This is a genomic window from Pseudomonas sp. (assembly GCF_049653025.1).
In the GTDB taxonomy this organism is placed as follows: domain Bacteria; phylum Pseudomonadota; class Gammaproteobacteria; order Pseudomonadales; family Pseudomonadaceae; genus Aquipseudomonas.
Genome location: NZ_JBASFM010000025.1, coordinates 56,581 through 68,706, shown reverse-complemented (window position 1 = coordinate 68,706; position 12,126 = coordinate 56,581). Strand labels below are relative to the sequence as shown.

The window sequence follows — 12,126 nt, the reverse complement described above, 5'->3', positions numbered from 1 at the left end:
GCTTCCTTATCCAGCCTGCCGCGCGCGCGGCTTGAGGCGTACGTAGAGGGTCTTGTGCGCGACGGCCACCAGGGTTCCGGCCGCGTCGCGGATGTCTACCTGCAACTCGGGCAGGTATTTCTCGCCGCCGGCGGTCTTCGTGCGAATCTCCGCCAGCAAGGCGTCGTCGATGCGGAAGTCGGCATACACCGGGCCCTTGCCCGGCGTGACGAAATCGATGCTGGCGGCTTTGTCCCAGACGATGTAGTCGTCGCCCAACAGCGGCATCAACAGCAGCATGTAGAACGGATCAACCATGCTGTACAGCGAGCCGCCGAACTGGGTGCCGACGAAGTTGCGGTTGTACCAGCGCAGCGCCATGCGCACCCGCGCCTCGCGGCAATCGGGGGAAATGCGCTGCACCTTGATGCCCGCCCCGAGGTACGGCGGGTAGAGGTTCAGGCCCAGGCGCAGCAGGCGGGCGCGGCGCGCCAGTTTACGCTCACTCATCAAACAGTCTCATAAAGTACGGGTGCCCAGGCCCATGGCCTGGCGGGCGAACCAGCGTTTCGCCGGGGGTAACAGATCGAGGCCGAGCAGGCCGAGGTTGCGCCCGGCGGCCAGCAGCGGCTGGCCAGTGCTGAACAGGCGGGTGACCTGATCGGAAAAGCCTACAGTCAGTTGCTGGTCCAGCTGCTGGCGGCTCAGATAGAGCTGCAAGGTGGCCAGATCGCCCAGTGGCGCGGCACTTTCCAGCAGGGTTTCGGCCAGCACCAGGGTATCGCGCAGCGACAGGTTGTAGCCCTGCCCGGCAATCGGATGCAGGCTGTGCGCGGCATTGCCGAGTACCACCAGATGCTGGCGCACCTGCTCCTGGGCGGCGCTCAGGGCCAGCGGGTAGAGATGCCGAGCGCCAACCTGGCGCAGGCTGCCCAGGCGATAGCCGAAGGCCTGCTGCAGCTCGGCGAGAAACGCCGCATCGTCCAGAGTAGACAGTCGCTCGGCTTCCAGGGTGGCGCGGGTCCAGACCAGGGCGCAGCGGTTATCTGCCAGCGGCAACAAGGCCATCGGCCCTTCTTCGGTGAAGCGCTCGAAGGCCAGGCCGTTGTGCGCGTCCTGCGGGCTGACGTTGGCGATCAGCGCGCTCTGCCCGTAAGGCGTGTTGCTGACGGCGATGCCCAGTTGCTCGCGCAACCCGGAGCGGCCGCCCTCGGCGAGAATCGCCAGGTTGCATTCAAGCTCACTGCCATCGTCCAGGGTCAGGCGGTAGCCGTCGGCCAGGGCCTGCATCCGCGTAACCTGCGCAGGGCTGCGCCAACTCACTACCTGCTGGTCCAGCGCCTGCCACAGGCATTCACCGAGCCAGGCGTTTTCCACCACATAACCCAGCGCCGGTACACCTTCTTCCTCGGCGCTCAGCCGCGCGGCGGCGAAACGGCCACGGTCGGAGACATGAATCTGCTTGATCGGCTCGGCACGCTGACCGATCGACGGCCACAAACCGAGACGCTGATAGATCTGCTGCGAACCGAACGACAGGGCGGTGGAGCGCGCGTCGTAGCTGGGCTGATAGCCACTACCCGGGGTAAACGGCTCGATCAGGCAAATGCTCCAGCCACGCTGCTTGGCTTCGGCCTGCAAGGCCACGGCCAGGCTGGCACCGACCAGGCCTCCGCCAATAATCGCAATGTCGACGCGTGGCATGCTCTAGGCGGCCACGCTGCGGGCGGCGGCCATCAGCGCTTCGATCTCGGCGACGGTTTTCGGCACGCCGTTGGTAAGAATCTCGCAACCGCTCTTGGTCACCACCACGTCGTCTTCGATACGCACACCGATGCCGCGCCACTTCTTCGCCACGTCCTGATTGTCCACAGCGATATAGATGCCCGGCTCGACGGTCATGGCCATGCCGACCTCCAGCTCACGCCATTCGCCGCCGACCTTGTACTCGCCGACGTCGTGCACATCCATACCCAGCCAGTGGCCGGCGCGGTGCATATAGAAGGGTTTGTAGGCCTCAGTGGCGATCAGCTCGGCCACATCGCCCTGCAGCAGGCCGAGCTCTACCAGCCCGGCGGTGATCACCTGCACCGTGGCTTCGTGGGCCTGATTCCAGTGCTTGCCGGGGCCGATTTCCTTGAACGCGGCTTCCTGGGAGGCCAGCACTAGCTCGTAGATGGCTTTCTGTTCTGGCGAAAACTTGCCGCTGACCGGGAAGGTGCGGGTGATGTCGCTGGCGTAGCAGTCGATCTCGCAGCCGGCGTCGATCAGCACCAAGTCGCCGTCTTTCAGCGGCGCGTCGTTCTCGCGGTAATGCAGGATGCAGGCGTTCTTGCCCGCCGCGACGATTGAACCATAGGCCGGCATCTTCGCCCCGCCCTTGCGGAACTCGTAATCCAGCTCGGCTTCCAGGTGGTACTCGAACAACCCGGCGCGGCTGGCCTGCATGGCGCGCACATGGGCGCGGCAGGAGATGTCCGCAGCTTCTTTCATGACTTTGACTTCGGCAGCCGACTTGTACAGGCGCAGGTCGTGCAGCAGGTGTTCGAGGGTGATGAATTCGTTGGGCGGCGAGGCACCCTGGCGCGCCTTGGAGCGGATCACGTTGATCCACTCCATCAACTGGCGGTCGAACTCATGGTTGCTGCCCATGGAGGAATAGACCCGATCACGGCCCTCGATCAGCCCCGGCAGGATGTCGTCGATGTCGCCGATCGGGAACGCGTCATCCGCGCCGTACTGGCTGATCGCGCCATCCTGACCGGCGCGCAGGCCGTCCCACAGCTCGCGCAGCGGATCGCGCTCGCGGCAGAACAGCACGTACTCGCCATGCTCACGCCCGGGAATCAGCGCAATCACCGCCTCCGGCTCGGGAAAGCCGGAGAGGTACTGAAAGTCGCTGTCCTGGCGGTAGATGTGCTCGACATCGCGATTGCGGATATACACCGGCGCCGCCGGCAGAATCGCGATGCTGTTGGGTTCCATCTGCGCCATCAGCGCCTTGCGCCGACGGGCATATTCCGACTTGGGGATGCTGATCATGGGCAGATTGAGTCCACTTCTATTGCATGAAAATCAATGCAGCGACGGCTTCAGCGCCGGTGCGACAGGCTTGGCGCACTCGCTGAACAGCAGCAGCGGCGCGACGCGCAAGTACTCCATCACTTCCATGTAATCGCTTTCGCCGTCCTCGGATTCTTCCAGAGCATTCTGCACCTGGGAAATCGCCGAGAGGTCCTGCAGCACTTCCATCGCTTCGCCGCTCAGTGCGCTGTCGCGGGCGGTCAGGCCGAAGCCGCCGAGGAAGCCCTGGCACCACTGGCCCAGCGCCACGGCGCGCTCGCCCAGCGGGGCATCGTCGTTGGGCAACAGCAGCACCACGGTGACGTCGTTGCTCGACAGTTCATTCTTGACCATTTCCTGCAGGCCGATCAGCGCCTGACGAACGCTGTCTTCCGGGGCTGCGCCGAGCAGTTCGGCGGCATCGACCAGCCAGGAGTCGATCTCGAAGCCGGCACCGGCGCAGCTGCGACCGAGCAGCTGGCCATGCAGCTCGGCAGGGGAAATGGTGTAGCCACTGCTGGCAAGCAGGGCGGCAAAAGCGGAGTACGGCGAATTCTGAGTGGGCATATGAGCTAGGCGCAAGACTGCGCAATGACTAGAATAGAGGCCTTGTATCCTAGCACCGGCAAGCCCGCCAAGACTATTCAAGGTGCTCGACGGATCAGCCCCAGCCCACCGCATCCCGATACCCGCCTGCGCACAAGGTAAGCGTCACATGCCGTTTTTCTACGAATTCTTTGCCGGTGGTGGCATGGCCCGCGCAGGCCTTGGCGAAGACTGGACCTGCAGCTTCGCCAATGACTTCTCGGCGAAGAAGGCCGAAGCCTATATCGCCAACTGGGGCGGCGAGCACCTGCACGTGGCCGACATCAACAGCCTGAGCAGCACGCAACTGCCTGGGCAGGCCGACCTGGCGTGGGCCTCGTTCCCCTGCCAGGACCTGTCGCTGGCAGGCAATGGCGCGGGTTTGCAGGGCCGCCGCTCGGGCTCGTTCTGGGGCTTTATGCAGCTGATCGGCGAGCTGGCCGAGAGCGGGCGCAAGCCGGGCATGCTGGTAATCGAAAACGTCTACGGCACCCTCACCTCCCATGAAGGCAAGGATTTCGAGGCCATCGCCAACGCCCTGGCCGCCGCCGGCTACCTATTCGGCGCACTGGTGATCGATGCCGTGCAGTTCGTTCCGCAGTCGCGCCCACGGCTGTTTATCCTCTGCGTCGACCAGAACTGGCAGATTCCCGCCGAGCTGGTAGGCCAGCGCCCGTCGCCGGCCTGGCACCCGGAAAAGCTGATTGCCTGCCATAACAATTTGACCAAGCAGACTCAGCGGCAGTGGCGCTGGTGGAAACTGGCCGAGCCGGCCACGCCGATGCACACCCTGGATGACATCATCGAAACCGAACCCAGCGGCGTCAGCTGGCACAGCGCCGCGCAGACGCAGACGCTGCTGGAAATGATGAGCCCACTGAACCGACAGAAGGTCATCGCCGCGCAGCAACTCGGGCGACTGCAGGTCGGCACCATCTACAAACGCACCCGCAATAACGTGCAGCGCGCCGAAGTGCGCTTCGACGGCATTGCCGGCTGCCTGCGCACACCGTCCGGCGGTTCGAGCCGGCAGACCATCATGACCGTCGACGGCCAGTCGATCCGCTCACGGCTGATCTCTCCACGCGAGGCCGCGCGCCTGATGGGCCTGGCCGACAGCTATCGGCTGCCCGAACGCTACAACGAGGCCTATCACCTGCTCGGCGACGGCGTGGTGGTCGCAGTGGTCGCCCACCTCAACCAGCACCTGCTGCTGCCGCTGCAACGTGCCCAGCAACAACCCCTGGCGCAGGCGCTATGAGCCTGCTCAGCCAAAGCCTCCTGGACCTGCCGCAAGAGCCCGGCAGCGCCATCGCCACCGCCGAGCTGCCGCTGGAAACCCGCGAGCTGCGCCGCCTGCTCGACGATTTTCTCAACCGCGAAGTGCGCAATCCGCTGGACCAGAGCCTCGGCAAACTCGGTAACTACCGCTGGGGCGTTTACGCCTTCTATGACTACGACGGCGAACCGATTTATGTCGGCCAGACCAAAGAGTCGCTGCGCACGCGTATTCGTCGGCATCTGACCAACCAGCGCACCGACGCGGTGGCGATGAGCGTTCTCGACCCCTTCGAGGTCTACCGCATCGTGGTCTACCCGCTGCCGCAGCTGGAAACCCGCAGTGCCAATGACGCCCAGGCCAAGGAGCTGCTCGACGCGCTGGAGCAGCAGGTCTACAGCCAGGCCATCGCCACCTCCAAGTTCGGCGCAATCCTTAACGAAAAAGAGCCGCCGGCAGCCAAAGTCGCAGTAGAGGTGCCGGAAAGCTTCAGCGGCATCATCGTCTCGGATGCCGTGCGCGCGATTCGCGAGCACCCGGACATGCGCATCGCCCGCCGCACCCAGACGATTTCACGGCTGGCGATGATCATCAGCCAGCGCCGCGTGCAAAAAGGCTTGCGCAAGGTCCTGCACGTACAGGCCTTGCGGCTTGAATGGTTAACCCGAAAACGCTTCAACAGCGCATCTGATACTGTCGAAGACGACTGAAAGACGCTATTTTTCGACTGTCAGCCCCGCTCCCATAGCCACGAGTAGAGAATCAATGGAAGACGCCGATCTGCATGCCCTCACGACCAAGCTGGACTTGCTGATCCAGCGCGTCGAGCAGCTCAAGTCGCAGAACCGACAGCTTCTGGCGAGCGAAAAAGCCTGGCGCGAGGAACGCGCCCATCTAATTGAAAAGAACGAAATGGCCCGGCATAAGGTCGAATCCATGATTTCGCGCCTCAAAGCCCTGGAGCAGGATTAATGACCCAGTCGAATACCTTGACCGTTCAGATTCTGGACAAAGAATATTGCATCGCCTGCCCGAGCGATGAACGCAGCAATCTGGAAAGCGCCGCGCGCTACCTGGATGGCAAGATGCGGGAGATCCGCTCAAGCGGCAAAGTCATCGGTGCCGACCGCGTGGCCGTGATGGCCGCGCTGAACATCACCCACGACCTGCTGCACAAGCAGCAGCACCTCGACCAACAGGCCGGTGCCAACCGCGATCAGGTGCGCAGCCTGCTCAACCGGGTCGACAGCGCTCTGGCTCGGGATGCCGATGAGCAAGGCAGCTGATTGCGCTCAGGCAGATTCGGGTATACTGACCGCCGCTCCCTGGAGTGTGCGCCAGTTGGTGATGTCCCTGAGCCGATTCGCACAACCCCGGAGGTTGCACGTTGAAGCCGGTGTGCATGTCCGCTTGACGGAAAGCCTTAACGCCTCCTGCAACCTCCACCTTGAACTTTCGGGTTCAAGGGCTAAGCCGACAGCGGCACGTCGGGGAGTCACTCTTTCCAGCCGGTTGCCCCTTCGCGACGACCGCTACTGCCACACACCATGCTCGACACCTCTGCACTAAGCCGCGCGCAACTGCGCCGCCATCTGCGCCTACAGCGCCGCGCTCTCAGTCGTCACGCCCAACGCCAGGCCGCCCACGGTTTGTATAAACAGTTGGCGCAGCACCCGCTGTTTCGCCGCGCCAAACAGATTGCCCTGTACCTGCCCAATGACGGCGAGATCGACCCGCGCCCCCTGCTGCGTGCCGCACAGCAACGAGGCAAAGCGACTTATTTGCCGGTGCTCAGCCCCTGGCCGCGCAGCAAGATGGTGTTTCAACGCATTCGCGCCGGCGAACCTCTACTGAAGAATCGTTTCGGTATTTATGAGCCACGGCGCAACCGCGCTCAGCAACGCAAGGTCTGGACTTTGGATCTGCTGCTCTTGCCGCTGGTCGGTTTCGACCGCCACGGCGCGCGCCTGGGTATGGGCGGCGGTTTTTATGATCGCAGCCTGGCGTATCGGGCAATGCGCAAAAATTGGCACAAACCGACATTGCTGGGTCTGGCGCACGAGTGTCAGCAGGTGGATCGACTGGCCATGGCCAGCTGGGATGTGCCACTGCAAGGCACAGTGACGGATAAGGCGTGGTATTGATTCGGGCTGTCGTTAAAGGCTGTACCGCACTCCCTGCGGTACATACCAGGTTCAACCAGCCGCTTGCGACTGACTGACCGGCGCATCAGCCTGGCGATCCCACAAACTCTGGGTATAACCGGTAGTTACCACACCCAGGCTGAACAGTATTACCAAAATCAACAACACATCGGGTTTACGTTTCATCGAATGCCTCCCCCTTAAAGGCATAGCGCACGCTGTATTCGCGGCGATTATTTTTATAGGTCCGACAGCGGCTGCCATCCACACGCACCGGCTGCAAAACTGCAACACGCCGGGCACCACCAGGTAAACAGCGCCTACCCGCTAACGGACTTAATTACAGGAGCAAAGTTCATGCCTTATTGGCTAATGAAGTCGGAACCCGACGAACTCTCGATCCGCGACCTGCAGCGCCTGGAGCAGGCGCGCTGGGATGGCGTGCGCAACTACCAGGCGCGCAACTTCCTGCGCAGCATGCAGCCGGGGGACCTCTTCTTCTTTTATCACTCCAGCTGCCCGGAACCGGGCATCGCCGGGATCGGCCGTATTGCCTCGGCGGTCTACCCCGACCCCACCGCGCTGGAGCCCGACAGCCACTACTTCGATGCCAAGGCCAGTACCGAGAAGAACCCCTGGAGCGCCCTCGACGTGGCCTTTGTCGAAGCCTTCAAACGGGTTATTCCGCTGACGCAGCTGAAAGCGCAGAGCGCGCTGCTGGAATTGCCCCTGGTACAGAAGGGCAGCCGCCTGTCGGTGATGCCGGTCGGTGCCGAGGAGTGGGCGGCGATACTCGCGCTGCGCTGAAATGGCGCAGCGCCAGGCGACACCCTTACTGAATGATCAGGTTGTTGAACAGCAGGTCTTCCACCAGCGGCTTGCCCTCTTCCTGGGTCAGCACGCCCTGCACCTGCTTGAGCGCCTCGGCGCGCAAGGTTTCCCGCGCACCCGCAGCGGCCATAGCCTCCTCGGTCTGCTGGGAGAACAGCATCACCAGCTGATTGCGGATCAGCGGCTCATGGTGTTTGACCTTGGCTTCGACGTCCGCCCCAGTCACCCGCAGGGACAGATCGGCCTTGAAGAACTTGAGTTTTGGCCCCTCGCCGAAATTACCCACCAGCGCCGGTACCAGGGTGACGTAAGACACCACCGGAGCGGCCCCTTCTTTACCTTCCTCGGCTTCTTCGTCGCTCGAAGCCTGCGCAATCAAAGGCAAGGACAGGGCCAACAGCAATGCGATCCAGACTTTCACAGGCGGTATTCCTCAAGAGTTCAGGCCCTAGCATAGCCACAGTCGCGCAACGGCCCAAGCCCCAAGCTTATGCATGACCATCAGGCACAGGCATGCTCGTTGACCCAGCACCGCCCGCACCTACACTGCATGGCCATCAACCGCAGAGGAAAAGCCCGATGAAAGCCGTGCTGTGCAAAGCCTTCGGCCCCGCCGAAACCCTGGTACTGGAAGAAATCGCCAGCCCCGAAGCGAAGAAGAACGAAATTCTGCTCGACGTGCATGCGGCCGGGGTCAACTTTCCCGACACCCTGATCATCGAAGGCAAATACCAGTTCAAACCGCCCTTCCCGTTCTCCCCAGGTGGCGAAGCCGCTGGTGTGGTCAGCGCGGTGGGCGAGAAGGTCAGCCACCTGAAAGTCGGCGACCGGGTGATGGCCCTGACCGGCTGGGGCAGCTTCGCCGAGCAAGTCGCGGTGCCTGGCTACAACGTGATGCCGATTCCAGCCAGCATGGACTTTGCCAGCGCCGCCGCCTTCGGCATGACCTACGGCACCTCGATGCACGCCCTCAAGCAGCGCGCCAACCTGCAACCCGGCGAGACCCTGCTGGTGCTCGGCGCTTCCGGCGGCGTCGGCCTGGCGGCGGTGGAAATCGGCAAGGCCATGGGTGCCAAGGTGATCGCTGCGGCGAGCAGCGCGAAAAAGCTCGAAGTGGCCAAGGCCGCCGGTGCCGATGAGCTGATCAACTACAGCGAAAGCAATCTGAAGGACGAAGTGAAGCGCCTGACCGGCGGCCAGGGCGCGGACGTGATCTACGACCCGGTCGGTGGTGACCTGTTCGATGCGGCCATTCGCAGCATCGCCTGGAACGGCCGCCTGCTGGTAGTGGGCTTCGCCAGCGGGCGCATCCCCGAGCTGCCGGTCAACCTCACCCTGCTCAAGGGCGCAGCCGTGGTCGGGGTGTTCTGGGGCTCGTTCGCCCAGCGCCAGCCGCAGGACAACGCCGCCAACTTCCAGCAGCTGTTCGCCTGGCACGCCGAAGGCAAGCTCAAGCCGCTGGTGTCGCAGACCTTCCCACTGGAACAGGCTGCAGAGGCAATCAACACCCTCGGTCAGCGCAAAGCCGTGGGTAAAGTCGTCGTCACTGTGCGTTAAGTCCAGCGCGCAGCAAAAGGCCGCCCATCAGGCGGCCTTTTTTATGCACGGGATTCAGCCGCGCGGCGCGTAGGCAAACACGTCGGCGCGCATCTGATGCGCATCCAGGCCGGCCTCGACCAGGGCATCCAGAGTCGCATAGACCATTGCCGGCGAACCGCTGGCATACACATGCAGCGAGCTAAGGTCGGGGAAGTCCTCGCGCACCGCTTCATGCAGCAAGCCGCAACGGCCCTGCCAAGCGCATGGATCGCTGACCACCTTATGCAGGAACAGGTTGGGCAGTTGCTGCCACTGCGCCCAGTGCTCCAGTTCATAGAAATCTTCCGGTCGACGCGCCCCCCAGTACAGGTGCACCGGGTGAGCAAAGCCGGCAGCGCGGCAATGCTCGATCAGGCTGTGCATCTGCGCCATGCCGGTGCCGGCGGCGATCAGCACCAGCGGGCCATTCGGCAGCTCCGCCAGATGGGTATCGCCGAAGGGCAGCTTCACCCGCACCATGGGATTGCCTTGCAGTTGCGCGACCAGGGCGATGGTGACCTCGTCACGCGCCAGAATATGCAACTCCAGCTGACGACCGCCGTGCGGAGCCGAAGCCAGGGAGAACGCCGCATAGTCATCATCGTCGCGGCGCAGCAACAGATACTGCCCGGCGTGGTAACGCGGCACCTTGCCGGCCGGGGTACGCAGGCGCAGGCGATACACGTCACCGCCCACCTCGTCACACGCCAACACCTGGCAGGCCAGCTCGCGTACCGGCAACTCACCCGGCGCGAGCACGCCATCCCAATGCAGCACGCAGTCTTCCAGCGGCTCGGCCAGGCAGGTGAACAGCTCGCCATGGCTCAGTTCTACGCCGCTTTGCTGCACCCGTCCCTCGACCAGCAGCGCCGCACAGATATGACAATTGCCATTGCGACAGGCCTGCGGGCAGTCGTAACCCAGACGCCGCGCGGCATCCAGAATGCGCTCACGGGGCTGTACTTCAAGCACTGCACCTGAAGGATTCAGGGTGACTTTCATCAATCGATTCCCAACTCAGACCAGAGCGCATCGATGCGCTGCTTGACCGCTTCATCCTGAACGATAGCCCGCCCCCATTCGCGCGTGGTCTCGCCCGGCCACTTGTGAGTCGCATCCAGGCCCATCTTCGAGCCCAGGCCGGAGACCGGCGAGGCGAAGTCGAGGTAGTCGATTGGCGTGTTCTCGATCAGCACCGTGTCGCGCTTGGGGTCCATGCGCGTGGTGATGGCCCAGATCACGTCGTTCCAGTCGCGGGCGTTGATATCGTCGTCGGTGACGATAACGAACTTGGTGTACATAAACTGGCGCAGGAACGACCACACACCGAGCATTACGCGCTTGGCGTGGCCTGGGTACTGCTTCTTGATGGTGACCACCGCCATGCGATACGAGCAGCCTTCCGGCGGCAGGTAGAAGTCGATGATCTCGGGAAACTGCTTCTGCAGGATCGGCACAAACACTTCATTCAGCGCCACGCCGAGAATCGCCGGCTCATCCGGCGGACGACCGGTGTAGGTGCTGTGATAGATCGGCTTTTGCCGGCGGGTAATGCGCTCGACGGTAAACACCGGGAAAGTGTCGACCTCGTTGTAGTAGCCGGTGTGATCGCCGTACGGGCCTTCCGGCGCGGTCTCGCCCGGATGAATTACTCCTTCGAGAACGATTTCGGCGCTGGCTGGCACCTGCAGATCACTGCCACGGGCCTTGACCAGCTCAGTACGGTGGCCGCGCAGCAGGCCGGCGAAGGCGTATTCCGACAGACTGTCCGGCACCGGCGTCACCGCGCCGAGAATGGTCGCCGGATCGGCACCGAGGGCCACACAGACCGGATACGGCTTGCCGGGAAACTTCTCGCACCAGTCACGGAAATCCAGCGCGCCGCCACGGTGGCTGAGCCAGCGCATGATCACCTTGTTGCGACCGATCACCTGCTGACGATAGATACCGAGGTTCTGCCGCTCTTTATTCGGCCCCTTGGTGATGGTCAGGCCCCAGGTGATCAGCGGACCAACATCGCCCGGCCAGCAGGTTTGCACCGGCAGCTTGCTCAGGTCGACGTCATCGCCTTCTTCGATCACTTCCTGGCACGGCGCGTCTTTCAGCACCTTGGGTGCCATGGCCAGCACCTTGCGGAAGATCGGCAGCTTCGACCAGGCATCTTTCAGGCCTTTCGGCGGCTCAGGTTCCTTGAGGAAGGCCAGCAGCTTGCCAATCTCGCGCAGCTCGCTGACCGCCTCCGCGCCCATGCCCAGGGCCACGCGCTGCGGCGTGCCGAACAGGTTGCCAAGCACCGGCATATCAAAACCCGTGGGGTTCTCGAACAGCAGCGCTGGACCGCCCTTACGCAGAGTGCGGTCGCAGATTTCGGTCATTTCCAGCACTGGGGAAACCGGCGTCTGGATGCGCTTGAGTTCGCCGCGCTGTTCCAGACCGCGGATAAAGTCGCGCAGGTCGCGATACTGCATGTTCGAGCCTCGTTTCAGCCGGGCCAATCGGGGCGCAAAGTTTAGCGCCGAAGTCGGTCTTTCAGAAGGTAGATACAACGCGCAGATGCACAAAAGCCGGGTTTCCCCGGCTTTTGCGTTGATTACATAAGTTTAGGATCGTAGCGAGCGAAGGTCAGGCAAGGCAAAAACAGGCGAAGAAGCGGAGTGTACTTTTGTA

General features: G+C 63.0%; 15 protein-coding genes and 1 other RNA gene. 8 read left to right on the top strand and 8 right to left on the bottom strand.

All coding sequences use genetic code 11. The features are described 5' to 3' along the window. Positions 1 to 6 precede the first annotated feature (6 nt). From WBK23_RS19775 to WBK23_RS19760, 4 genes are read right to left on the bottom strand one after another with little or no spacing between them, the layout of a single operon-like run. Positions 7 to 492 carry a DUF4442 domain-containing protein gene (locus WBK23_RS19775; protein WP_424485636.1) on the bottom strand — a complete coding sequence of 162 codons (486 nt, stop codon included), beginning with the start codon at positions 490 to 492 and terminating at the stop codon, positions 7 to 9. 6 nt (positions 493 to 498) lie between these two features. Further along, the gene (ubiH, locus tag WBK23_RS19770) at positions 499 to 1,683 is read right to left on the bottom strand and encodes a 2-octaprenyl-6-methoxyphenyl hydroxylase (protein WP_424485635.1); all 1,185 of its coding nucleotides are present in this window, start codon (positions 1,681 to 1,683) and stop codon (positions 499 to 501) included. 3 nt (positions 1,684 to 1,686) lie between these two features. Then, positions 1,687 to 3,021 carry a Xaa-Pro aminopeptidase gene (pepP, locus tag WBK23_RS19765; protein ID WP_424485634.1) on the bottom strand — a complete coding sequence of 445 codons (1,335 nt, stop codon included), beginning with the start codon at positions 3,019 to 3,021 and terminating at the stop codon, positions 1,687 to 1,689. A 33-nt stretch (positions 3,022 to 3,054) separates the two neighbouring features. Continuing rightward, entirely contained in the window at positions 3,055 to 3,609 is a 555-nt protein-coding gene (locus tag WBK23_RS19760; RefSeq protein ID WP_424485633.1) for a YecA family protein, read from the bottom strand. Between the two features lie 148 nt (positions 3,610 to 3,757). Between WBK23_RS19760 and WBK23_RS19755 the strand changes: the two genes are divergently transcribed. From WBK23_RS19755 to WBK23_RS19730, 6 genes are all read left to right on the top strand, one after another. Beyond that, entirely contained in the window at positions 3,758 to 4,888 is a 1,131-nt protein-coding gene (locus WBK23_RS19755; protein WP_424485632.1) for a DNA cytosine methyltransferase, read from the top strand. Then, on the top strand, positions 4,885 to 5,616 hold the full coding sequence (locus WBK23_RS19750; protein WP_424485631.1) for a GIY-YIG nuclease family protein: 732 nt from the start codon (positions 4,885 to 4,887) through the stop codon (positions 5,614 to 5,616). The genes WBK23_RS19755 and WBK23_RS19750 overlap by 4 nt, the downstream gene beginning before the upstream one ends. 55 nt (positions 5,617 to 5,671) lie before the next feature. After that, the gene (locus tag WBK23_RS19745; protein ID WP_424485630.1) at positions 5,672 to 5,878 is read left to right on the top strand and encodes a TIGR02449 family protein; all 207 of its coding nucleotides are present in this window, start codon (positions 5,672 to 5,674) and stop codon (positions 5,876 to 5,878) included. Further along, positions 5,878 to 6,192 (top strand): cell division protein ZapA, encoded by a 315-nt coding sequence (locus WBK23_RS19740; protein ID WP_090254691.1) that lies wholly within the window; start codon positions 5,878 to 5,880, stop codon positions 6,190 to 6,192. The genes WBK23_RS19745 and WBK23_RS19740 overlap by 1 nt, the downstream gene beginning before the upstream one ends. Positions 6,193 to 6,225: 33 nt before the next feature. After that, a non-coding RNA gene (ssrS, locus tag WBK23_RS19735) (6S RNA) lies at positions 6,226 to 6,404 on the top strand. Positions 6,405 to 6,453: 49 nt separating this feature from the next. Then, entirely contained in the window at positions 6,454 to 7,050 is a 597-nt protein-coding gene (locus tag WBK23_RS19730) for a 5-formyltetrahydrofolate cyclo-ligase (RefSeq protein WP_424485629.1), read from the top strand. A 51-nt stretch (positions 7,051 to 7,101) separates the two neighbouring features. Here WBK23_RS19730 and WBK23_RS19725 read toward each other — a convergent pair whose 3' ends face one another. Next, positions 7,102 to 7,236 carry a hypothetical protein gene (locus WBK23_RS19725; protein WP_424485628.1) on the bottom strand — a complete coding sequence of 45 codons (135 nt, stop codon included), beginning with the start codon at positions 7,234 to 7,236 and terminating at the stop codon, positions 7,102 to 7,104. Between the two features lie 171 nt (positions 7,237 to 7,407). Here WBK23_RS19725 and WBK23_RS19720 point away from each other — a divergent pair, with 171 nt between their 5' ends. After that, the gene (locus tag WBK23_RS19720) at positions 7,408 to 7,857 is read left to right on the top strand and encodes an EVE domain-containing protein (protein WP_424485627.1); all 450 of its coding nucleotides are present in this window, start codon (positions 7,408 to 7,410) and stop codon (positions 7,855 to 7,857) included. Positions 7,858 to 7,882: 25 nt separating this feature from the next. Here WBK23_RS19720 and WBK23_RS19715 read toward each other — a convergent pair whose 3' ends face one another. Continuing rightward, on the bottom strand, positions 7,883 to 8,302 hold the full coding sequence (locus WBK23_RS19715) for a flagellar basal body-associated FliL family protein (RefSeq protein WP_424485626.1): 420 nt from the start codon (positions 8,300 to 8,302) through the stop codon (positions 7,883 to 7,885). Positions 8,303 to 8,460: 158 nt separating this feature from the next. On the opposite strand from WBK23_RS19715, the gene WBK23_RS19710 reads away from it, so the two are divergent. Beyond that, the gene (locus WBK23_RS19710; RefSeq protein ID WP_424485625.1) at positions 8,461 to 9,438 is read left to right on the top strand and encodes an NADPH:quinone oxidoreductase family protein; all 978 of its coding nucleotides are present in this window, start codon (positions 8,461 to 8,463) and stop codon (positions 9,436 to 9,438) included. Positions 9,439 to 9,492: 54 nt separating this feature from the next. Here the strand turns inward: WBK23_RS19710 and WBK23_RS19705 are convergent, their stop codons facing one another. Together WBK23_RS19705 and ubiD are read right to left on the bottom strand one after the other, a co-directional pair. Beyond that, positions 9,493 to 10,461: a CDP-6-deoxy-delta-3,4-glucoseen reductase gene (locus WBK23_RS19705; RefSeq protein ID WP_424485624.1), complete on the bottom strand. Its 969-nt coding sequence runs from the start codon at positions 10,459 to 10,461 to the stop codon at positions 9,493 to 9,495. Further along, positions 10,461 to 11,927, bottom strand: a complete 1,467-nt coding sequence (ubiD, locus tag WBK23_RS19700; protein ID WP_424485623.1) for a 4-hydroxy-3-polyprenylbenzoate decarboxylase — start codon at positions 11,925 to 11,927, stop codon at positions 10,461 to 10,463. Before ubiD ends, WBK23_RS19705 begins: the two co-directional genes overlap by 1 nt. Positions 11,928 to 12,126: the final 199 nt, after the last annotated feature.